Annotated in this window: 22 protein-coding genes; 4 read left to right on the top strand and 18 right to left on the bottom strand. The window is 66.3% G+C overall.

All coding sequences use genetic code 11. The features are described 5' to 3' along the window. Positions 1-31 precede the first annotated feature (31 nt). From B0E41_RS23735 to B0E41_RS23675, 13 genes are all read right to left on the bottom strand, one after another. Entirely contained in the window at positions 32-835 is an 804-nt protein-coding gene (locus B0E41_RS23735; protein ID WP_077335153.1) for a beta-ketoacyl synthase chain length factor, read from the bottom strand. Beyond that, a complete protein-coding gene (locus B0E41_RS23730; RefSeq protein ID WP_077335151.1) occupies positions 832-2,022 on the bottom strand; it encodes a beta-ketoacyl-[acyl-carrier-protein] synthase family protein in 1,191 nt (396 codons plus the stop codon). The genes B0E41_RS23735 and B0E41_RS23730 overlap by 4 nt, the downstream gene beginning before the upstream one ends. A gap of 57 nt (positions 2,023-2,079) precedes the next feature. Next, on the bottom strand, positions 2,080-2,829 hold the full coding sequence (locus B0E41_RS23725) for a class I SAM-dependent methyltransferase (RefSeq protein WP_077335149.1): 750 nt from the start codon (positions 2,827-2,829) through the stop codon (positions 2,080-2,082). Further along, positions 2,826-3,626 (bottom strand): polysaccharide deacetylase family protein, encoded by an 801-nt coding sequence (locus B0E41_RS23720; protein ID WP_077335147.1) that lies wholly within the window; start codon positions 3,624-3,626, stop codon positions 2,826-2,828. The genes B0E41_RS23725 and B0E41_RS23720 overlap by 4 nt, the downstream gene beginning before the upstream one ends. Beyond that, positions 3,623-4,198, bottom strand: coding sequence for a hypothetical protein (locus B0E41_RS23715; RefSeq protein ID WP_216350814.1), 576 nt, complete (start codon positions 4,196-4,198; stop codon positions 3,623-3,625). The genes B0E41_RS23720 and B0E41_RS23715 overlap by 4 nt, the downstream gene beginning before the upstream one ends. Positions 4,199-4,260: 62 nt before the next feature. Continuing rightward, positions 4,261-6,603, bottom strand: coding sequence for an MMPL family transporter (locus B0E41_RS23710; protein WP_253195129.1), 2,343 nt, complete (start codon positions 6,601-6,603; stop codon positions 4,261-4,263). A gap of 118 nt (positions 6,604-6,721) precedes the next feature. Continuing rightward, on the bottom strand, positions 6,722-7,294 hold the full coding sequence (locus B0E41_RS23705; RefSeq protein ID WP_253195127.1) for a LolA-related protein: 573 nt from the start codon (positions 7,292-7,294) through the stop codon (positions 6,722-6,724). Positions 7,295-7,389: 95 nt separating this feature from the next. Beyond that, on the bottom strand, positions 7,390-8,307 hold the full coding sequence (locus tag B0E41_RS23700) for an acyl-CoA synthetase (protein WP_216350813.1): 918 nt from the start codon (positions 8,305-8,307) through the stop codon (positions 7,390-7,392). Beyond that, positions 8,304-8,609, bottom strand: coding sequence for a hypothetical protein (locus B0E41_RS27660; RefSeq protein WP_077335143.1), 306 nt, complete (start codon positions 8,607-8,609; stop codon positions 8,304-8,306). The genes B0E41_RS23700 and B0E41_RS27660 overlap by 4 nt, the downstream gene beginning before the upstream one ends. Next, positions 8,596-9,945 carry an AMP-binding protein gene (locus B0E41_RS23690; RefSeq protein WP_077335141.1) on the bottom strand — a complete coding sequence of 450 codons (1,350 nt, stop codon included), beginning with the start codon at positions 9,943-9,945 and terminating at the stop codon, positions 8,596-8,598. Before B0E41_RS23690 ends, B0E41_RS27660 begins: the two co-directional genes overlap by 14 nt. A 79-nt stretch (positions 9,946-10,024) precedes the next feature. After that, positions 10,025-10,306 carry a phosphopantetheine-binding protein gene (locus B0E41_RS23685; RefSeq protein ID WP_077335249.1) on the bottom strand — a complete coding sequence of 94 codons (282 nt, stop codon included), beginning with the start codon at positions 10,304-10,306 and terminating at the stop codon, positions 10,025-10,027. Between the two features lie 16 nt (positions 10,307-10,322). After that, the gene (locus tag B0E41_RS23680) at positions 10,323-11,582 is read right to left on the bottom strand and encodes a beta-ketoacyl-[acyl-carrier-protein] synthase family protein (protein WP_077335139.1); all 1,260 of its coding nucleotides are present in this window, start codon (positions 11,580-11,582) and stop codon (positions 10,323-10,325) included. Further along, a complete protein-coding gene (locus B0E41_RS23675) occupies positions 11,579-11,833 on the bottom strand; it encodes a phosphopantetheine-binding protein (RefSeq protein WP_077335137.1) in 255 nt (84 codons plus the stop codon). Before B0E41_RS23675 ends, B0E41_RS23680 begins: the two co-directional genes overlap by 4 nt. Positions 11,834-12,012: 179 nt before the next feature. Between B0E41_RS23675 and B0E41_RS23670 the strand changes: the two genes are divergently transcribed. Beyond that, positions 12,013-12,744 carry a phosphatase PAP2 family protein gene (locus B0E41_RS23670; protein WP_216350812.1) on the top strand — a complete coding sequence of 244 codons (732 nt, stop codon included), beginning with the start codon at positions 12,013-12,015 and terminating at the stop codon, positions 12,742-12,744. Between the two features lie 8 nt (positions 12,745-12,752). On the opposite strand, the gene B0E41_RS23665 is transcribed toward B0E41_RS23670, so the two are convergent. From B0E41_RS23665 to B0E41_RS23650, 4 genes are read right to left on the bottom strand one after another with little or no spacing between them, the layout of a single operon-like run. After that, positions 12,753-13,448: a DUF599 domain-containing protein gene (locus tag B0E41_RS23665; RefSeq protein WP_077335135.1), complete on the bottom strand. Its 696-nt coding sequence runs from the start codon at positions 13,446-13,448 to the stop codon at positions 12,753-12,755. 46 nt (positions 13,449-13,494) lie between these two features. Further along, complete coding sequence (locus B0E41_RS23660; RefSeq protein WP_077335133.1) at positions 13,495-14,049, bottom strand: flavodoxin family protein; 555 nt, start codon at positions 14,047-14,049, stop codon at positions 13,495-13,497. A gap of 58 nt (positions 14,050-14,107) precedes the next feature. Continuing rightward, positions 14,108-14,515 carry a DoxX family protein gene (locus B0E41_RS23655; RefSeq protein ID WP_077335131.1) on the bottom strand — a complete coding sequence of 136 codons (408 nt, stop codon included), beginning with the start codon at positions 14,513-14,515 and terminating at the stop codon, positions 14,108-14,110. Positions 14,516-14,568: 53 nt separating this feature from the next. Further along, positions 14,569-15,270 carry a pirin family protein gene (locus B0E41_RS23650; protein ID WP_077335129.1) on the bottom strand — a complete coding sequence of 234 codons (702 nt, stop codon included), beginning with the start codon at positions 15,268-15,270 and terminating at the stop codon, positions 14,569-14,571. Positions 15,271-15,420: 150 nt separating this feature from the next. Here B0E41_RS23650 and B0E41_RS23645 point away from each other — a divergent pair, with 150 nt between their 5' ends. The 3 genes from B0E41_RS23645 to gluQRS all read left to right on the top strand — a co-directional run bounded on the left by B0E41_RS23645 (position 15,421) and on the right by gluQRS (position 18,552). Next, entirely contained in the window at positions 15,421-16,368 is a 948-nt protein-coding gene (locus B0E41_RS23645; RefSeq protein WP_077335127.1) for a LysR family transcriptional regulator, read from the top strand. Between the two features lie 71 nt (positions 16,369-16,439). Beyond that, positions 16,440-17,579 carry an FAD-dependent oxidoreductase gene (locus tag B0E41_RS23640; RefSeq protein ID WP_077335125.1) on the top strand — a complete coding sequence of 380 codons (1,140 nt, stop codon included), beginning with the start codon at positions 16,440-16,442 and terminating at the stop codon, positions 17,577-17,579. Positions 17,580-17,649: 70 nt separating this feature from the next. Beyond that, complete coding sequence (gluQRS, locus tag B0E41_RS23635; protein WP_077335123.1) at positions 17,650-18,552, top strand: tRNA glutamyl-Q(34) synthetase GluQRS; 903 nt, start codon at positions 17,650-17,652, stop codon at positions 18,550-18,552. 6 nt (positions 18,553-18,558) lie between these two features. Here the strand turns inward: gluQRS and B0E41_RS23630 are convergent, their stop codons facing one another. Next, positions 18,559-19,716, bottom strand: a complete 1,158-nt coding sequence (locus tag B0E41_RS23630; protein WP_077335120.1) for an ABC transporter substrate-binding protein — start codon at positions 19,714-19,716, stop codon at positions 18,559-18,561. Between the last annotated feature and the right edge of the window lie 218 nt (positions 19,717-19,934).

Below are 19,934 nucleotides of genomic sequence, written 5' to 3'. Positions count from 1 at the left end.
TGGGGAATGTGCGCGGCGATCCAGTCTCTGTTCAACACGGTTGCAGGTCCACCTGAAGCTGCATGGGCACGAGGTAGTCGAGCACCACCGGGCCGGCCGTGCCGCGCGCCAGGCGCTGCAGCAGGGGCAAGGCGCGCAGGGCCGGGATGTTCTGGCGCAGCCCTTCCATGGCGGCGTCGCCCAGCACCTCCGCTGCCACCCGGCTGGGCGTCACCGTGATCGACGCCAGCGAAGCGGCGCCGCGTTGGGCGCTCAGCAACAAGGCCACGCCGCCGCAGTCGGGCGTGTCGCGCTTGGCGTGCAGCGGTTCGGGGTACTCGCTGTCGTAGGCCACCAGCAGCACCGGTTGGCCGTCCATCGCCACCTGGGCCAATGCGTCGAGCAGGCCGGCGCCGAAGCTGGCGTCGAACGCGCCCAACACTTGGCACGGCGCCATGCTGTGCATGGCGATGCCCCAGTAGCCGGCGGCGGCGTTGTGCACCGAGTTGTGGAAGCGCGTGGGCGAAATCTGGCGGTCTTCGCCCGCGAGCTGCTCGCACAGGGAATGGCAGTTGTGGCCGTCGGCGCCAGAGGCGGCAAACACGGTGGCCAGCGCGGAGGCGTCGGCACCGGCATGCGTCACCGCCTCCAGGCCCACGCCCAGGCTGAGCCGGATGACGCGGCTGGCACGGCGGCGCTCGGCCGGGGGCAGCAGCAGCGGCACGGGCAGCACACTCGGTGCCGACACGTAAGCCGCCTCACCGCGCAGCACCGCCGCTGCGGTGGCCCAGTCGGGCAGGCCGGGCGCAATCAGGCCGATGCCGTTGATCCAGGCTTGCAGAGGTTGGGCGTTCATTCCGTGATCCCCAACACGAGGCTGCAGTTGCTGCCGCCGAACCCGAACGAATTGCTGAGCGTGTAGCGCAGTGAGGCGTCTCCCCCCTTGAGCTGGTAGCGGATCGGTATGGCCGGGTCCAGCGCGCCAGTGCCCGGGCTGCCGGGCAGTCGCCCGTCGGTCAGCGCCATGGCGCAGATGATCGCTTCGATGGCGCCCGCAGCGCCCAGGGTGTGGCCCATGTAGCCCTTGGTGGAATTGCCCGGCACGCTGTCGCCGAACAGCGCGCTCACGGCCTGCCCTTCGGCCGAGTCGTTGGCGGGCGTGGCGGTGCCGTGCAGGTTGATGTAATCGATGTCGCCAGCGGCCAGGCCCGCCGAGCGCAGCGCGGACTCCATCGCCAAACGCGCGCCCAGTCCCTGCGGGTGCGGCGCCGACATGTGGTACGCGTCGCTGGACTCGCCCACGCCGAGCAACATCACCGTGCCAGGCACGGGTTGTTCGGCACGCTCCAGCAGTGCAAAGGCCGCACCCTCGCCGATGGAGATGCCGTCGCGCGCCGCGTCGTAGGGCCGGCAGGGTTGTGACGAGGTGAGTTGCAACGAGGCGAAGCCGTAGAGCGTGGTCAGGCAGAGCGAATCGACACCGCCCACGATGGCCGCGTCGATGGTGCCCAGCGCGAGTTGGCGCGCGGCGGCAGCGAACACCTTGGCGCTGGACGAACACGCGGTGGAGATCGCCATCGCCATGCCTTCCAGCGCGAAGTGGTCGCGCGTGAACTCGGCGAGCGAGAAAGCGTTGTGCGTGGTGCGGTAGTGGAAGTCGTCGGGCAGTGTGCCGCTGGTCGGGTCGCGCCGCCGGTAGGCCAGCTCGGTCTGCAGGATGCCGGCGGTGCTGGTGCCGAGGAACACGCCCACGCGATCAGCGCCATACCGGGCAACCGCCTCACGCACACGCTCGGCAAACCCATCGGTTTCCAGACCCATCAGGGTCAGGCGGTTGTTGCGGCAGTCGTAGCGGGCCAGCGCCTCTGGCAGCGCCTGGGCATCCACACCCTGAACCTCGCCGACCCAGGTGTTGAGTTCCACCGATTCGAACGCACAGGGTGCGAGGGCAGAGCGTTCGGCGCGCAAGGCCTCGCGAGTGGCCTCCAGCCCGCGCCCGAGGGCGGTGGTCAGTGTGTAGGTGGAGAGTTGCAGAGGGGTCACGTGGGGCGGCGGGTCGTCAAAACCCGCAGTGTAGAGGAAGGGTTCAAACGAACGCGTTCAAGCCGGAGCGCGGCACACCAGCATCACGTTCGCGAAGGTCTTGCCCTCGCTCATCGGTTCGGTGTCGACCTCGAAACCCAGCCCGGTCAGCAGCGCCTGCCACTCGCCCAGGCTGCGGCAAAACAGGTGCGGCGGCTGGTGGCTGCGCGCCAGGGTCACGGCGCGATCAACCCAGTTCGACATCCTGAACGACCACCCCGCGCTGGCATCGCCCACACGGGTCAGGAACAGGCCGCCGGGCGGCAGCGCGGCGCGAATGCGTTGCAGCAAGCGCTCCTGGGCGGCGTGGTCCACGTAGTGCAGTGCATCCAGGATGGTGACGGCGTCCACCGACCCGATATCCACCTGGGTCATGTCGCCCTGCTCCACCTGCACCAGCGGGTGCCCGCCGAACGTCGCTGCCGCGCGCTCCACGTCGCGCGGCAGCAATTCGACACCGCGCAGATACTGGAAGCTCGGTGCGGGCGGCCAGTCGGGAAGCCACTGCCCCCGCTCAGACAGGCTTTGAGCGGCCAGCAACCAGGCAAACAGGCAACCCTGCCCGCAACCCAGATCGAGCAGCCGGGCACCCGAGGGCAACAGGCCGCGCCGGAGCAGCTCCCGAAAGATCGGGTCACCGCCCAGCTTGCCCCAGGCATGGAAAAAAGCGAAACGGCCTCCCGCCCAGAAGCGGCGGCTCGCGTCGGCCCGCAGGGTTTTCAGAAACGCCCGGGTCGCTGGCTCAGCGTCGCCTTGTGTTTCGCTCATGAGAGCGCCTGCTGCAGCGTCACGGCCTGCAAGGACTCGGCCTTCAGCCGCTGAAGCAGCAGTGGCAAGGTGGCCAGGATGACGGCTTGCCCCTCGGGCGTGAGGGCGGCGTGGCCGTCGTGCATGAGCAGGATGTCGCCGGGGCCCAGACCTCGGGTCAGGCGTTGCAGCACCTGCTGCGGGCGACCGTCGCGGGTGTCGTAGGGCCGGCGGGTCCAGGCCGCGAGCCGCAGATCGAGGCTGGCAAGCACCGGCTCCAGAAACGGGTTGCGCAGGCCGGCGGTGGGGCGGAAAAACAGCGGTGCCTGGCCGGTGATGTCAGACAGCGTGGCCTGAGCGGCTGCGACGTCGGCATGCATGCGCCGGGGACCAAAGAGGGAGAACGCGTTGGAGTGCGAGTCGCCATGGTTCTCGACCCGGTGACCGCGCGCCACGATCTCACGGCACAGCGCAGGGCTCTGGCGTGCGCGCCAGCCGATGCAGAAAAAACTGGCCTGGGCGCCGGCGGCGTCCAGCAGGTCGAGCACGCGCGGCGTGATCTGTGGGTCGGGGCCGTCGTCGATGGTCAGCGCCAGCTCGCGCCGCGCTTGCGCCGCTGCCGGCAGGCGGGTGAGGTTGGGGCCGAGCAGGCTGGTGCGCGGCAGCAGGCCCGCGCCGGTGATCACAGCGTGGTTCAGCGCCACTGCGCCCAGTGCCCATGGCCAGAGGGCCGGCACCGCCAGGGCGCCGACCACAGCGCCTGCGTGCAGGACGGCAGACGCCTTGAGCGCGGGAGACACGGTCCAGGGGCGGCTCATGGCAGGGTGGAAAAGTGGCCCAGGTCGAGGAAGCGCTGCCAGAGCGGCAACCAAGCCGCCCAGTCGTGCTCGCCCGGCACGGTGAGGTGGGTCGCATCGGGCAACTGCTCGGCCAGCATCTGCATGCCGTCAGCGAAACGGTCTTGTGCGCCATAGCCCATGAAGACCGGCACCGAGGGCAGTGGTTCTTTCAGCCACTGCCAGAGGCGCACGTCGGGATCGGTTTGTTGGGCAGCTCCTGCCTGCCAGGCGTGCAGCCCACCGGCCCGCCGGATCGCATTGGTGGTGATGCGCCCACCGGCATAAGGGGCGAGCAGGCACAGGCCGTACATCTCACCCTGGCGCCCCGCCAGGCACGACAAAGCCAGCTGGCCACCGCGTGAGATGCCACCCAGCCACACCCGTTGGTAGCGTTCGCGCGCAGGGGCGAGCCAATCGGTTTCGAGGGTGCGCAACGCCAGTTGGTTGTCGGCGCCTTCGGCGTGCAGGTCGGGCGCGATGAGGTCGAGCGCCAGCGCCCTCTGCTTCACCTCGGCAAACAACCCGGCCGCCACCATGTGCTGGGGCGTCATGAGGGCACCAGGCAGCATGATCAGCACGCTGTCGGCGCCGCATTTATGGCGCTCCGTGGAGCTCACTTCCCACCTTTGGGGTACACCAGCACGGCCGACAACAGCAGCGCCAGCAACGCGCCCGGCCCGACCGTGATGCCCACGGCCTGCAGCACCGGCACGCTGGAACTGGCGAGCGTGCCAAACCCGATCACGGTGGTGAGCACGGCCACGGCCATGGACATCAGCGTGGCCTCGTCCAGCGGTTCTCCCGCTGCGGCGCGGTCAAAGAACAGTGCGTAGTTGGAGCCCACGGCCACGATCAGCAGCATGCCCACCAGGTGCAGCAGGTGCAGGCGCGCGCCCGAGAGGTGCAGCAGGGCAATCACGCAGGCCACGGTCAGCGCCAGCGTGAACAACACCCGCGACAGCCTCGCGGCCGAACGCATCGTGAACCCCAGCAGCAGAGCGATCGCGGCCACACCCGCCAGCGACAACTGCACCGCCTCGCTCACGTAGCCACCGTAGAGGGATTCAAATTCGGTCTTGAGATCGACAAACACCGCCCCGCTGCCGGCCAGCGTGGTGCGAAGCCGGTCGGCCGGCAGGCTGGACTCGTCAGCATCCGCCGTGGGGCGCAGCGGCATCATCGCGCTCCATCCACCGTCCTTGGTGCGGGTCAGCATCGAGTCCACCGCCAGCGCCAGGGCGCTGCCCTCCAGATCGGCTCGGCGCATCACGCCTTGTCCACGGGCCGCCGCCACGTCGCTCAGGAACGGTCCGAGCTTGCTGGCCGATAAAGGCGAGTCGACCAGCGCCCGCTCCAGCCGGGCCTGCAATTCGGCCGGCTCGGGCAGGCTGGACAGGCGCTGGCGCTGCAGCTGTTCGCTGGGCAGGAAACGGGCGGGGCTGTCATAGCCCCCGATCACGCCCTGCTCCACCAGCTGGTCCAGCCGCTCACCCGCGCGTTCCGCTGCCTGCAAAGCGCCCTCCTGATCGGGCGCCGTCACGGTCACCAGGTAACGCGCATCGGGCGCGGCCAGGTCCGTCCGCATGCGCGAATCGGCCGAGGCTTCGGCCTCGCTCACGGTGGACAGCGCCGAGAGATTGCCGTCCCACAGACCGTCGCGCACCTGCCACAGGTAGGCGCCCACCACCACGGCCAACACCAACGCGACCCAGCGCAGGTGGTGGGCCTGGTTCAACAGCGACAGACCCTTCTTTACCCAGGGCCCGGACTGCGGCACGTTGACGCCCGCACCGGTCAGCGCGGGCAGCACGAAACGGGTCACCAGGGCCGCAGTGACCACGCCCGACAAGGCGTACAGGCCCAGCTGCGAGAGGCCCGGAAAACCCGAGAACAACAAGGCACCGAAACCAATGGCGGTGGTCATGACGCCCAGCCGGATGGTCGGCCAGAACACCCGGCGCCATTGATCGACCCCCTGGTGGCCGGCCTGCACGAAATAGTAGATGGCGTAGTCGACCGCCTCGCCGATCAGCGCCGACCCGAAGCCGACGGTGATGCCAAACACCGTGCCGTGCACCAGGCTGACCATCACGATGCCGGCGAGCGTGCCGCTGAGCACCGGGATCAGCCCCAGGGCGAGCAGGCGAAACGACCGGTAGACCCAGAACAGCACGAGCCAGATGGCCACGGAGCTGATGAGCGACAGCCGAGCGACCTCTTCCTTGATGGTTTCGCGTGACTGCACCGCGAACTGGCCCGGCCCGGACAGGTTGAGCGTCAGCGCCGAATGGCCGGTGGTCTGCAGCGCCTGGGCATAGACCTGGCGCACGGTGTTGATCGCTGCGGCCTGACCGTCGGTGTCGGAACCGAGCGCGCGCGTCTGCAACAGCAGCATGGCGCGTTCGCCATTGCGCGAAGCCCACACGCCCGCACGGGTCTGCGGCTGCGTCGCCGGGTTCAGCTGCCCCAGCACGGCCAACACCTCACCCGTGGGATCGTTCGCCAGATAAGGCTTGAGCAACACGCCCGCTGGCGACGACAGCAGATCGATGGTATCGGTCACCGCTGACCTCAGGCCCTCTTCCGTGAAGCGCTCGGGCGAGACCGCCGGGCTGAGCTGGTACCGGTGGCGCAGCAGCACATCGCGCTCGCTCTCCAACCCGCCCGCCTCACCGTTCTGCACCGACACAAAGGCCGGGTCGCTGGCCAGGCGTTTGCGCAGCTCGCGCGAGACCGCCGCGCGCTGGGGCGCATCGCCACCCTCGATCGACAGCATCAGCAGGCGCGAGACCGTGCCGTCCTTCAGCTGCCCCACCAGCGCCTGTTGCTCCGCCGTGGGCTTGGATGGCAGAAAGAACGACATGTCCGCCGAGAAGCGGCTGTTCCACACCACGGCCACCCCAGCCAGCATCAGCGCCAGCCAGACCAGAAACACCTTGACCGCAGACGACCTCACTGGAGACCCTCCGTCCGGCGGACTGCGGTGCGAGCCCCTTCGGGCGGCCGGGCGGGGCCTATTGAGACCTCCGTCCGGCGGACTGCGGTGCGAGCCCCTTCGGGCGGCCGGGCGGGGCTCATTGCGCCTCGATCGGTTCGATGCTGATCTCCGAACGGTCGCCGTCCACCTGCAGATACTCGATGTGGCGAACCTGGCTCTTGCTCCCTGTCACGGTGATGCGCTGGAGCAGCGCCGCGATGGCGGGCTCGCTCGGCACCAGGGTCAGCACCCACTGGGCGCTCTCACCCTGCAGCTTGAGCGCGTAGTTCTGCTCCAGCGACTTGCGGTTGCCAGCGAGCGTGCTGCGGATGCTGTCGACGAAAGCCAGCGCCTCCGGGCGGCTCTGCAGGTTGATGGTGAGCTTGCGCTGCCCGCGCTCCATGCTGAGCGTGTCTTTGTCCAGGACCATGGTTTCCGCCTTGGGCAGCAAGGTGCGCTTCTCCAGCCTGTCGGGTGGGCTGTACACCATCTCGCCGCTGGCCTGCACCGGCTTGTCGAGCAGGGCCACGTGGCGCTTTTCGACAAAGCGTGCCCGCCCGCCCTTTTGCCCCGCCAGATCGGTCATCAGCTGATCGATGTCGTACGCCGCGTGCGCGGCCGTCAAGACACCCAACCCCGCCAAAGCCAGCACGACGGAGCGCAGAAGCACCCCCCAGGGCGCCCGTGGAACCGGCTTCGCCGGGCCACAGGGTGCGTCCCCCTTCGCAGAAGGGGGGAGGGCGCGAAGCGACGCAGGGGGGTTTCTCATGGTTTCCAGAAGTCGAAGAAGTTGAACCAGTTGTACGGCGCCAGTTTGCACAGGCGGGCCAGGCTGTTTGCGTAGGCCTGCACAGCGCCCTTGATCGCCGCGTCGCGCCCGCCGCGCTCGATCTGGGAAAAATCGGCCAGCGGCTCGAAGTGCAGCTGGTAACGGTTGCCGCCCAGGTACAGCCCCGCCATCAGGAACACCGGGCGCTTGAGCATCGCCGCCATGCGCCAGGGGCCGAGCGGAAAGGCCGCCGTTTCACCCAAAAAATCGACATTCAGCGTGGCGTCATCGCCCAGTGAGCGGTCGGCCAGCATGCCCACCAGAAAGCCTTCGTCGAGCTTGTCGCGGACCTCCAGCATCGACTCCAGACGCCCGAGAGCGATGATATCTTGCATCGCCTTGGGGTTGATGGCGGAGAGTGTGGCATTGAGCTTGCGCGCGTTCTGCTCGTACATCAGCATGGCCACCCGCAGCCCCTTCTTGCCACGCCCCATGGCGCGCAGCACCTCGAAGCTGCCAAGGTGGGCACCCATGAGCAGCGCACCCGGCTGCTTCTGAAGCTGCTCCAGCAAGGCTTTGTCGCCCACCACCTCCACGTCGAACACATCGAAGCGGTCATTGAGGAGGTAGATGCGGTCGTGGATGGTGCTCGCAAAACTGAACACGTGGCGGTAACCGTCGCGCCATCCCGCCCAGCGCCCCAGCACCTTGCGCAGGTAGGCACGGCTCGCCCGACGCGCGGCCGGGGCAAACAGCACGAAGTAGGTGGCAATGCCGTGCAACACGATCCGACCCGCACGGCGGCCGAACGAGAGTGAAATCCAGACCATCAGACGGAGGATGGCCAGGTTGCTGCGCTCCTGGCGCCGCATCCACTCGGGTTGCGCTTCGGTCGGGTGGGAGGCGCCCTTCATGGGATCGAGGGCTGCAGGTTGCCCGAAGCGACATCACGATCGCCACAGCGCACCACAAACGACACCCCGCCACGCACGCCGTCCTGAAGCAAGAACACCAACTCGTCCCCAGGGCCGCTGGGGCTGAGAAACTTGGCTTGGGTCACCTGCCAGGCACCCCCCTGACGCCCCAGGTGCTGCTGAGCCAGCAACACGGCCTGGTCCAGCAACAGCACACCAGGCACGATGGGGTGCCCAGGAAAGTGGCCGGCAAAGGCCGGGTGGTCCAGTGGCACCTGCCAGGCCCGCTCAAACACGGCCATGCGCCACGCGCTCCTGGTACAGCGCCTGCAGCGTCGTGCGCAGCAGCTTGCCCGTGCTGTTGCGAGGCAGTGCATCGACCAGCACCAACGGGCGTGGCTGAAACACGCGGTCGATGCGTTGGCGCAGCGCGCGCTGCAGCGCATCCGCCGCCAGACCGGGCGCGACCACGAACGCGGTCAAACGGGTAATGCCACCAGCGTCTTCTGCGGTGTCATCGGGCAGGAAAAAAGCACCATCAAGCACACCCTCGATGGCGCACAACTGGTGGTTCAGATAAGCCAGCGAACTGCGTTTGCCGGCGATGTTGATCAGATCGGCATGCCGACCGTGCAGAAGGAAGCTCCCGGCATCTTTCAATTCGATGATGTCCGACAACGGCACCCGGCCTTCCACATGGCCCTCACGGGCGTAGGTGGTGTCGTTCTCCTGCTCCAGCACCACACCGGGCAACAGCTTCCACAGCGGGCCATCGGTGGTGCGCCGGCAGGCCAGCTGACCCGACTCGGTGGAACCGTAGATTTCATGGACCGGCGCCCCGCCCCGGGCTTCAGCGCGCGCGGCCAGCTCGGCGCCCAGCGGCGCGGTGGCCGACAGGCAGGTGTCCAGTGCTGGCCACGTCACATCGGACGCCAGCAGGGCCGAGAGGTGGTAAGGCGTGGTCACCAGCATGCGCGGGCGCGGCACGGCGTTCAGCGCGTCCACCACGTCTTGTGGGTAAAACGGCTTGCCGCTCCAGAAACTGCAGCCACCGTGGAGTGCCATCAGGAAGGTGGACTCGAACCCGTAGCTGTGTTGCGCCGGCACGGTGCCCACGAGCACGGGCGGCCGCTCCGTCAAACCCAGACCGATGGCCTCGGCCCGGCCGTTTTGCACCAGCCGACCCCAGGTTTTGGCGTGCGGCTGCGGCAGCCCGGTGGAGCCCGAGGTGAACAGGATCGCAGCCACGCGGTCAGCGTCCACCATGGGCATCTCGACCACACGAGGACGGGGCAGCGTGGCCAGATCAGGGAAATCGATACAGGCCAGCCCGGCCGATTCAAACGCGCCATCCACGACGCCGAACGAATCGGGCTGGTCGAGCACGAGCCGTTGCAGGGTTTCGGCCGAGTGAGAAGCCGGTTGCAGGCTGGTCTTGCCGGACAGCAAACAGGCGGCAAACAGCACCGCGAAGTGGTAGCGGTCCTCGCACAGGTTGAGCACCCCGTCGCCTGCAGGAAGCACCGCCGCAAGTGCCTGGGCATCGGCCACAAACTCGCCCACCGTCACGGGGCCAGTGGGGCGCCAGGCCAGGATGTCGTCCAGACCGCGGTCGCTGATCAGCGGTAGGTAACTCATGGGAACGCCTTCAAGCAAGGAGCCCCTGCGCCGAACACCCCTGGCCACCCCGCTGCTGGGACCCGCAAAACGCCCAAGGTCATTTGGTGCGTTGGCTGGCGACGTGGGTTGAGAGCGCACGCAACGACGCGTAAATCTTGTCGTTGTTCTCGTTGTCCGAACGCAACTGGAAACCGTAGTGTTTCGAGATCACCAATGAGATCTCCAGCATGTCGATGGAGTCCAGGCCCAGCCCCTCGCCGTAGAGCGGATCGTCGGGCTTCACATCCTGGGGCTGCACCTCCAGGTTGAGGGCCTCCACGATCAGCGCGGCCACCTCAGCCATGAGGTCGTCGAAAGAAATATCAGGTACTTGGGACATGTCGTGGTTCTCGGAATCAGGGGTGAGGCGCAGCACGGAAGGCCAACACGGCGTTGCTGCCACCAAAGGCAAAAGAGTTGGACAAGGCAGCACCCAGCGGGACACCTCGTCGCCCTTCAAAGACATGATCGACCCCTTCGCAGACCGGATCGAGCCGGCCCCGAAGATGGGCCGTCGGGGGAATGGCCTGCTCGCGCAGCGCCAGCACCGTGGCCAGCGCCTCGATGGCACCCGCCGCTCCCATCAGGTGACCGTGCATGGACTTGGTGGCGCTCACCGCCAGCGAAGAAGCATGTTCGCCAAACACCGTCTTGAGCGCGCTGACTTCGATGGGGTCCCCCTCCACGGTGGCGGTGCCGTGGGCATTGACGTAGCCGATGTCGCTGGTGACCAGACCGGCGTCCGCCAGCGCCGCCCGCAACGCACGGGCTTGGCCCTCCGCCTCGGGACGAACCAGGTGACTGCGGTCGCAGCTGGCGCCGTAGCCCACGATCTCTGCGTGAATGCGGGCCCCTCTTGCCATCGCATGGTCCCAGTCCTCGAGCACCATGGCGGCACCCCCTTCGCCCAACACCAGCCCAGCGCGATCCGCCGCAAAAGGTCGACAGGCCATGGGGGCTGTATCGACATTGCCCGGCGCCACCAACCGCATGGCCTCCCAGGCCTTGCCCACGGCATAAGCCTGGGTGGCATCGGATCCCCCGGTGATGGCCACTGTGGCCTCGCCTGAGCGCACGCGGCGAAAGGCCTCACCGATCGCCACCGTGGACGAGGCGCAAGCCACCGTGTGGCTCATGCTGATCCCACCCAACCCGAGCTGAATGGACAGATGGGCATTGACCGCGTTGTTCATGCCCATCACCACCGACAGCGGCGAGACGCGTTCGCGCCCGTTTTGCCACATCTCTCGGTAGCCCTTTTCAAAGGCCAGAATGCCGCCCAGCGCGGTGCCCCAGATGCAAGCCCAGTCATTGCGGTCTTCGGGGTTGGATGGCAATCGTTCAAGACCCGCGTCTTGCCAGGCGTCAAAGGCCGCCGACACGCCGAGATGGGCAAAGCGATCCATCATGGCCGCGAGCGGCTTGCCCAGCGCGGCAGCGGGGTCAAACTCACTGCAGCTCACGAACGGCATGGACAAGGGCCGTGGCTTGTCTTCGGTCAGCAGGTAACGCACCGCAGAGCGACCGGTAAGCAGGTGCTCGAAGAAAGCGTCCACGCCTCCTCCGTACGGGCTGACCATTCCCAGGCCCGTGATGGCCACACGGTGGCGGATCATGATTGCGCGGCTTTGGCTGCTTTGGCCGCGAGCAGGTTGTCGATCAACCGAACCATTTCGCCAACCGTTTTCGGAATGGTCACACTGGATTCGATGGAGATGCCCAGGCGGTCTTCGGCTTCGAACATCAACTCGGCGAGCATCAGCGAGTCAACACCGAGATCGGCAAGCAATGCCTCATTGACCACCTGGTCTGGCTGGATTCCCACACGCTCATGGAGAAATTGGCGAATCAGTTCGGTCGATTGCATGGCATACATTTCATGATGGGCTGTCTTGCTTCGACCCTGCCTCCGCTCACACATGCTGAGCAGGTGCGAAGGGCCAGCAAAGCGCCGGAGGCCCGGCTCACACCGCCGATCAGCACAGAATTTTCAGCTTTTGATTGTACAGCCGGCACAATGCACGAAGCCGCTCTCCCATTGCCACCATGACCCACCCACAGCGCGACCCCGCGTGCGTCCAACGAGCCCCTTTTGATCCGCTACCCACCGATGCAGCCCAGGGTCCGCCCGACACATCGGGATGGCTCGGCCGGCTGGGCCGCCGGTTTGTCGTCTATTGGCCGCTGAAGGGCGTGGGCACCACCACCTTCATGTTCCTGTTTTTCTGGAGCTACTTCTGGATCCTGAAAAACCCGCGCACCGATGCCGTGGTCATGCCCGAGATCTGGCTTGATCGCTGGATCGAATTCACACCGACCGCGTTCCCGGTGTATCTGAGCCTGTGGCTCTATGTCTTTCTGCCACCGGCGGTGCTGGGAAATTTGCGTGCCCTGGTGTGGTTTGGCGTGTGGGTGGGGGCCATGTGCCTGTTCTGCCTGGCCTTGTTCTGGTGGTTTCCGACCCAGACGCCGGTGTTCGACATGGACTGGAGCCTCTATCCGGGCGTGTCTTTCGTCAAAGACATGGATGCGCCGGGCAACGCGTGCCCATCGCTGCACGTGGCTTCGGCGGTGTTCAGCTTCTGCTGGCTTCAGCGCATCCTCCGACAGCTGCGAACCCCTGCCGTGCTGCAATGGATCTCGGCGGTGCAGTGCGTCGCCATCATTTGGTCCACCATGGCGACTTTGCAGCACGTCGCGCTGGACGTGTTTGCGGGTATCGCTGTGGGCCTGGTGTTCGCGGCCGCATCGCTGGCCCACGTGAAAAACACGGCCTGAGCCAGCGCTCAGTCCCGAAGCACCCGCAACACGTCAGAGTGAAACTCGCGGCTGTAGAGAATGGCCACCACCGTGAGCGTGCCCATCACCATGATGAGAGGCGACACAAACCAGGCCAGCGCGGCAAACGAAAAGTAGTAGGCCCTCAGGCCGTCGTTGAAGGTTTCTGCCGCCGCTCCCACCATGGCGGCGGCTCGGTCTGCGTACTTCAGCGCGTCGAATTTGCCCGACTTGAACTCCGCTGGCGGCGGCATGGCGCCGATCACCAGGGCCACAAAGGTGTACTGCCGCATGCACCAGGAAAAGCGGAAGAAGGCGTAAACAAAGATCGCCACCAACACCAAGATCTTGAACTCGAACACCACCAGTGAGGTCGTCTGTGCGAAAGGGATTTCGCTCATGAGCTCGGTGACCTTGTCGTTTGTGCCCAGCAGCGCGAACAATCCGCCGATCACGAGGATCGAGGTGGAGGAAAAAAAGGCGGGGGTGTTCGACAGCGTCTGCGTGATCAGGCCATCGAGCATGCGCGGATCGCGCATGGCCGCCTGGCGCATCCAGTACCCCCGATAGCGGTTGGTGGTGACCAGCAGCGACGAGCGCCGCTGCCCCCACACCCTCGCAAACCAGGCGTACCCGATCCACAAAGCAAAAAAGCAGACCAGCGCCAGCCAATCTGCCCAGGGAAGGAGCGAGAAGATTTTCATGTCTCGGATGTTACCCATCCGGGACATGCACCGCGCTCAGACCACATCAGCCTTTGAACTGAGCGGTCACGGCAGCCACGCGGGCACCAAACTGGCGCGCGGTTTCCAGGTCACCCGGGAGCATCTCGTTGGCGCCCGCATCGGACGGGCTTTGCGCCATGGCGCCACTGAACGAGCCCACGTAGTTCAGGTCGTTGCGCTGGGCCGCCTTGCTGTTGCTGGGCATCATGCCCGTGCCGACCCAGATGCCGCTGTGCTGCATGGCCAGCGTGAACAGGTAGTGCAGCGTGGACAGCTTGTCGCCGTTCATGGTGGCGCTGTTGGTGAAGCCGGCGAAGACCTTGTCTTTCCAGGCTTGCGTGAACCAGGGCTTGCTTGAGGCGTCAGCAAACTTTTTGAACTGCCAGCTGGCCATGCCCATGTAGGTCGGCGAGCCCATGATGATCGCGTCGGCCGCGTTCAGCGTGTCCCAGCCGCCTTCGGGCAGGTTGCCTTCGGCGTCGATCACGATCAACTCCGCGCCAGCGCCTTCGGCCACCGATTGCGCCATGCGCTGGGTGTGACCGTAACCTGAGTGATAGACCACCACAACATTTGCCATTTGATAACTCCAGAAAGAGAGCGCCAGGGCGCGGGTTTGAAACGACGGGGAAAACGGTTCAGTTCGTGCGACGGGCATCCAGACTGAAGGCGCCGGCACCGAAGGCCGCCAGCGCGAGCAGGCCACCGGTCACGCCAATGTTCTTCATGAACAGCATCTGTTGCATGAGCTGCTGTTCAGCGGGCACCGCCCAGAAGTTATGAAAGAAGAACGAGGCAGCCAGCGTGAACAGCGCCAGCGCCAGCGCCGCCCAGCGCGTGCCGAAGCCGACCAGCAGCGCCAGGCCACCGAGCACTTCAACCACGATGGCAACGACAGCGCCGAGTGTCGCCATCGGCAGGCCCACCGAGGCGATGTAGCCCACGGTGCCTTCGAAACCGGTGATCTTGCCAATGCCAGCGGGCAGAAACACGGCGGCAAGCAGCAGGCGGGACACCAGGGCGAGAGGGTTTTGCAGCGCATTCATGGAAATCTCCTTGGGAAAAAGTTGACAGGGTTGACAGGAAAAAAACAGGGATATCAGGCCGCGAGATCAAACACCAGCACCTCGGCATCTTCGCCGTGGGCCAGCTGAAGCTGTGTTTCGCCTTGCAACAGCGCGGCGTCGCCGGTGTTCAGACGCTGGCCATTCACGTCCAGCGTGCCGCGCACCATGTGCACATAGGCCTTGCGTTGCGGATCCAGCGCCAGTTCGGCATTGTCTTCCGCGTCCAGCAGCCCGGCGTACAGCGCCGCGTCTGCGTGGATGCTCACCGAACCTAGCGCGCCATCGGGCGAGGCCACCAGCTTGAGCTGACCGCGCTTGTCCACGTCAGCAAAGGTCTTCTGCTCGTAACCGGGTGCGATGCCCCTCACGTTGGGTTCGATCCAGATTTGCAGAAAGTGCGTGGTCTGCTCGGGCGCGTGGTTGAACTCGCTGTGCATCACACCCTTGCCCGCGCTCATGCGCTGCACGTCACCCGGCGGGATGCCCACCACGTTGCCCATGCTGTCCTTGTGTGCCAGGTTGCCCTGCAGCACGTAGCTGATGATTTCCATGTCGCGGTGGCCGTGGGTGCCGAAGCCGGTACCCGGAGCAATGCGGTCTTCGTTGATCACGCGAAGGTTCCCCCAGCCCATCCAGGCGGGATCGTGGTATCCGGCGAACGAAAAGGAGTGGTGGCTCTTGAGCCAGCCGTGGTCGGCGTAGCCCCGGTCCTGTGAGCGGCGAATCTGCATCATGGTGGGTCTCCGATAGGGTCAGCAAGGCGCTGACTTGGTACCTATTGTGGGCAGCGCTGGGCGGTTGTGGTTGGCATGATTTTGATGGCATCATTCAATCCGTTTGAATTAAAACCCCGATCAACCTCCATTTTCTGCACCCATAGAACCATGGCCACCCACACACCTCGCTCCGCCCTGTCGCCGGAAAACCTGGGCTTGCTGGAAACCGTGGCACGGCTGGGCAGCATGGCGGCCGCAGCACGCGAACTGGGCATGGTGCCCAGCGCCCTGACCTACCGTGTGCGGCTGATCGAAGACGCGCTGGACGTGCTGCTGTTTGATCGCAGCGCGCGCCGCGCCCAGCTCACACCGGCTGGCGCCGAACTGCTGCGCGCCGGGCAGTACCTCTTGGGCGAGCTGGACGCCGTCGCTCAGCGCGTCAAACGGGTCGCCACCGGCTGGGAACCGCAGCTCACCATTGCGGCAGACGCCATCATGGCGCGCGGCACCCTGTTCGAGCTGTGTGAAGCCTTCTACGCGACCGGCGCACCCACGCGCCTCAAGCTGCGCGCCGAAACGCTGTCAGGCACGCTGGAAGCCTTGCAGAACGGCCTGGCCGATCTGGCGTTGGGGGTGTTTGCCGAGGTCTCGCTGCCCGACATCCAGACCGCGCCGTTGGGCCAGATGCGCTTTGTGTTTGCGGTGGCCCCCCACCACGCGCTGGCCGCGCTGGAGCACAGCCTGTGCGACGACGACTTGCGCCACCACCGCGCGGTGGCGGTGGCCGACAGCACCCAGCGCGGCAATGGCCAGTCGTTCAACATCCTGCCGGGGCAGGACGTGCTGACCGTTCCCACCATGCAGCACAAACTTGAAGCCCAGCTGCGCGGCCTGGGCTGCGGTTTCCTGCCGCTGCCGCTGGCCCAGCCCTACATCACGGCGGGCCACCTGGTGGTCAAGGCCGTGCAGCGCCCCAACCATGTGATTCGCCTGGCCTACGCTTGGCGACGTTCGCGCAACGCGGCCGACACGGGGCAGGCGCTGCGCTGGTGGCTCGACCGCCTGCAACACCCCACCACACGCAGCGCCCTGCTGGAAAACCATCACCTCGGCTGACGTGAATCAGAGCGTCGGGCGCACGAGGACTGCTAAAGTGCAACCATCCCATCCAACCATCGCACAGCGCCATGAAAAACAACAAGACGTCACGCTCCCGCCCCCCTGTTTCCATCGCACGTGCGCCCAAGGCCAAGGCCGCCGACCGTCCAGGCACCTTGCATTTTGCGGTGGTCGGGGCGGGCATGGCCGGCGTGGTCTGTGCGCGCACCCTGGTCCAGGCCGGGCACCGCGTCACCCTGTTCGAGAAGAGCCGCGGCTTTGGCGGACGCATGTCCACGCGCCGCACCGAATTCGGCGGTTTTGACCACGGTGCGCAGTACTTCACCGTGCGCGACAAGCGCTTCGCCCGAGCCTTGCTCACCGCGCAGGCCATGGTGCGGCCCTGGAGCGTGAGCACGGTGCGCGTGCTCGATGAACTGGGTCATGTGCTGGCCAGCGCGCCGCCCCCGACAGAGCCCCATTTCGTGGCGGTACCCGGCATGAGCGGGCTGGTCAATCACTGGGCCCAGCCGCTGGCCCATCCCGAACTTTTCGGCAAGCTGAAAGCGCGCACCTTCACCGAAACACGCGTCACCCACATCGAGCGCGATGTGCTGCACCCCGAACAATGGCAGCTGCGCGCAGAGGACGCGGAAGGCGGGCAACACGTGATGGGCGGTTTTGACCGCGTGCTGCTGGCCCTGCCGCACCTGCAGGCCCACGACCTGCTGCTGGCCTCCGGCCACGCGCCGCACCTTCGGCACCAGCTGTCCTCGGTGCAGGTCGCGCCCTGCTGGACCCTCATGGTCGCCTACCCCAATGCGATGCAGCCCGGTCTGCCGCACCTGGGACCGCAGTGGAACGCGGCGCGCAGCACGCACCACCGCATCAGCTGGCTCGCCCGCGAAAACAGCAAGCCCGGCCGCGAACCCATCGAGCGCTGGACCATCCAGGCCAGCCCCGCCTGGTCGACCAAGCACCTGGAAGACGACGCCGATCGCGTCAAGGCCAAGCTGCTCAAGGGCTTCGCCGAGATCACCGGCATCCGCGCCACGCCCAGCCATGCCGTGGTGCACCGCTGGCGCTTTGCGCAAACCCAGCAAACGCTGGGTCATTCCTACATCTTCGACAAGGAACTGGGCATTGGCCTGTGTGGCGACTGGTGCCTGGGCCACCGGGTCGAAGACGCCTTTGTCTCCGGGCTGGAGCTGGCGCTCGCGGTGATCTGACCCCCTGCGGTCCGGTGAAGCCGGTTCCGCGGTGTCTGCTGGCACAGTCACGCGCTCCGGAGACATTCTTTTGTCAGCCGATCCAGTCCTTCCCTACCGCGGCCGCTTCGCTCCTTCCCCCACCGGTCCCTTGCACGCTGGATCGCTGGTGGCGGCGCTGGCCAGCTGGCTGGATGCGCGCGTCCACGGCGGCACCTGGATCGTCCGCATCGAAGACGTGGACACACCGCGTTGCGTGCCAGGGGCCGATGAAATCATCCTTCGGCAACTGGCCACCTGTGGCCTGGTCAGCGACGAGCCCGTGGTCTGGCAGTCGAACCGCAGCACCCTGTACCAGGCCGCACTCGACCGGCTGATCGCCACCGATGCGGTTTACCCCTGCGCCTGCTCGCGCAAAGACATCGAAGCCGCCCTGAACGCCGCCGGACTGGCGCGTGAGCGCCACCATGCAGCGGTCTACCCGGGCACCTGTCGACCCGAGCGCGGTGGACTCCATGGCAGAGAAGCGCGGGCCTGGCGATTTGAGGTCAAGCCTGGCGTGCTTCGCTGGAGTGATCGCCGACTGGGCCCGCAATCGCAGGACGTGGCAGCAGAGGTGGGCGATTTCGTGCTGCGGCGCGCCGACGGCCTGTGGGCCTACCAACTGGCGGTGGTGGTGGACGACGCCGAGCAGGGCATCACCCAGATCGTGCGCGGTGAGGACCTGATCGACAACACGCCGCGCCAGTGGCTGCTGCAACAGGCACTCGGCTTGCAGGCGCCGGGCTGCCTGCACACACCGCTGGTCATGGGTGACAACGGCGAAAAGCTGAGCAAGCAGAACGGGGCGCAAGCGCTGGATCTCACTGACCCTTTGGCGGCCCTGAACCAGGCGGCAGTGCACCTGGGCCTGCCGGCGGCCACCGGTTCGCTGCCCGATGCGCTGGCGCAGTGGGTCAACGCCTGGCCATGGAGAAACTTGGTGCCGGTTTGAAAGCGCTCAGGTCCGGATCTTGCCGTCACCCGTCAGCATCGACAGCTCGACGAACGACGAGGCCACGTGATCGCGGGCACTCAGCGACACCGAGTACCCGCCCAACGACTGCTCGCCCAGCGCCTCCAGCCCGCTGATCAGCGAGTCTCGGGTCACACGCGACCCGGCGCGCCGCAAGCCCTCGGCCACCAACTTGGCGGCGAGATAGCCCTCCATGCTGGAGAAGTTGGGTTGCACCTTGTTGCCACCTTCGGCGATCGCGTCACGGAACTCGCGTGTGATCGGCTTGGAACCCGCGTAGGGGTTGGGCATCACCTGGGACACCACCACGCCGGCACCGTCTTTGCCCAGCTCGTCGGCCAGTGCCTGCGTGCCCACGAAAGACACGTTGTAGAAGCTGCCGCCGTATCCCGCCTTGCGAGCGGCGCGAATGTACGCGGCGCACGATCTGTAGGCGCTGATCTGTACCACCGCCTGTGGGTTGGCGGCGTTGATCGTTGTCACCGCGCTGGCCACGTCCACCGAGTTGCGCTCGACCGTGGCGGTCGCCACCGGCTTCAGGTTGCGCGACGACAGCGCCAGCGTCATGCCGTCGAGCCCGGCCCTGCCGTAGGCGTCGTTCTGGTGAAACACCGCGACCCGGGTCAGGCCCAGGTTGTGCAGGTTGCGCACGATCAACTCGGTCTCGTCGTTGTACGAGGCGCGCAGGTGAAAGGCCATGCGGTTGAACGGCTGACGCAGCGACATGGCGCCGGTGAAGGGCGCGATGAAAGGCACCTCTTCTTTGGTCGCCAGCGGCAGCGCTGCCACGCTGGTGGGCGTGCCGATGTAGCCGAACAGCGCGAACACGTCGTCAGCCAGCAGTTTGCGGGTGTTTTCAGCGCAGCGGTCCGGCTCGTAACCGTCGTCCAGTTGCACGATCTCCACCCGCTGGCGACCCGAACCCCCTAGCGCGTTGTACTGGTCGAAAAACAGCTTGGCGCCGGCATGGAACTGAATGCCCAACTGGGCCGCCGCGCCGGTAAACGCGGCCGACTGACCCAGCACGATGCGGTTGGACGACTGCGCATGCAGCGCTGGCACAGCGAAAGCCGCAACGCCGGCCGCGCAACGGGCGAATTCGCGACGGGACCATCCCAAAGATGGAGAAAGAAGTTTTTTCATGAGGGCAACGACAGGGCCTCAGTCAGTCAAACCAAGGCCAGTTTCAGAGTGGATTTGGTTTGCATGCTAACCGGCCCCCTGCCTTGTGACAGGGCCATTTCAGACCCCTCAAACGACCACCCATCGTTTGCGGCATTTCTCATTACAAGGGCCGGCGGTTCGGCCCAGGCACCAGCCTACAATTTGCCACCTTTTTTGCCCCCTGCCATGAACCCCGC

The sequence above is a fragment of the Hydrogenophaga sp. A37 genome (assembly GCF_002001205.1).
Taxonomy (GTDB): Bacteria; Pseudomonadota; Gammaproteobacteria; order Burkholderiales; family Burkholderiaceae_C; genus Hydrogenophaga.
Note: the sequence above shows the minus strand (reverse complement) of the source record. Positions and strands in the feature narration are given on the sequence as shown.

What these genes read in the sequence shown, in the direction of transcription:
- B0E41_RS23735 (WP_077335153.1), bottom strand. Translation starts at nt 835, where the DNA reads ATGAACGCCCAACCTCTGCAAGCCTGGATCAACGGCATCGGCCTGATT.
- B0E41_RS23725 (WP_077335149.1), bottom strand. Translation starts at nt 2,829, where the DNA reads ATGAGCGAAACACAAGGCGACGCTGAGCCAGCGACCCGGGCGTTTCTG.
- B0E41_RS23720 (WP_077335147.1), bottom strand. Translation starts at nt 3,626, where the DNA reads ATGAGCCGCCCCTGGACCGTGTCTCCCGCGCTCAAGGCGTCTGCCGTC.
- B0E41_RS23715 (WP_216350814.1), bottom strand. Translation starts at nt 4,198, where the DNA reads ATGACGCCCCAGCACATGGTGGCGGCCGGGTTGTTTGCCGAGGTGAAG.
- B0E41_RS23700 (WP_216350813.1), bottom strand. Translation starts at nt 8,307, where the DNA reads ATGAAGGGCGCCTCCCACCCGACCGAAGCGCAACCCGAGTGGATGCGG.
- B0E41_RS27660 (WP_077335143.1), bottom strand. Translation starts at nt 8,609, where the DNA reads ATGGCCGTGTTTGAGCGGGCCTGGCAGGTGCCACTGGACCACCCGGCC.
- B0E41_RS23690 (WP_077335141.1), bottom strand. Translation starts at nt 9,945, where the DNA reads ATGAGTTACCTACCGCTGATCAGCGACCGCGGTCTGGACGACATCCTG.
- B0E41_RS23685 (WP_077335249.1), bottom strand. Translation starts at nt 10,306, where the DNA reads ATGTCCCAAGTACCTGATATTTCTTTCGACGACCTCATGGCTGAGGTG.
- B0E41_RS23680 (WP_077335139.1), bottom strand. Translation starts at nt 11,582, where the DNA reads ATGATCCGCCACCGTGTGGCCATCACGGGCCTGGGAATGGTCAGCCCG.
- B0E41_RS23675 (WP_077335137.1), bottom strand. Translation starts at nt 11,833, where the DNA reads ATGCAATCGACCGAACTGATTCGCCAATTTCTCCATGAGCGTGTGGGA.
- B0E41_RS23670 (WP_216350812.1), top strand. Translation starts at nt 12,013, where the DNA reads ATGACCCACCCACAGCGCGACCCCGCGTGCGTCCAACGAGCCCCTTTT.
- B0E41_RS23665 (WP_077335135.1), bottom strand. Translation starts at nt 13,448, where the DNA reads ATGAAAATCTTCTCGCTCCTTCCCTGGGCAGATTGGCTGGCGCTGGTC.
- B0E41_RS23660 (WP_077335133.1), bottom strand. Translation starts at nt 14,049, where the DNA reads ATGGCAAATGTTGTGGTGGTCTATCACTCAGGTTACGGTCACACCCAG.
- B0E41_RS23655 (WP_077335131.1), bottom strand. Translation starts at nt 14,515, where the DNA reads ATGAATGCGCTGCAAAACCCTCTCGCCCTGGTGTCCCGCCTGCTGCTT.
- B0E41_RS23650 (WP_077335129.1), bottom strand. Translation starts at nt 15,270, where the DNA reads ATGATGCAGATTCGCCGCTCACAGGACCGGGGCTACGCCGACCACGGC.
- B0E41_RS23645 (WP_077335127.1), top strand. Translation starts at nt 15,421, where the DNA reads ATGGCCACCCACACACCTCGCTCCGCCCTGTCGCCGGAAAACCTGGGC.
- B0E41_RS23640 (WP_077335125.1), top strand. Translation starts at nt 16,440, where the DNA reads ATGAAAAACAACAAGACGTCACGCTCCCGCCCCCCTGTTTCCATCGCA.
- B0E41_RS23630 (WP_077335120.1), bottom strand. Translation starts at nt 19,716, where the DNA reads ATGAAAAAACTTCTTTCTCCATCTTTGGGATGGTCCCGTCGCGAATTC.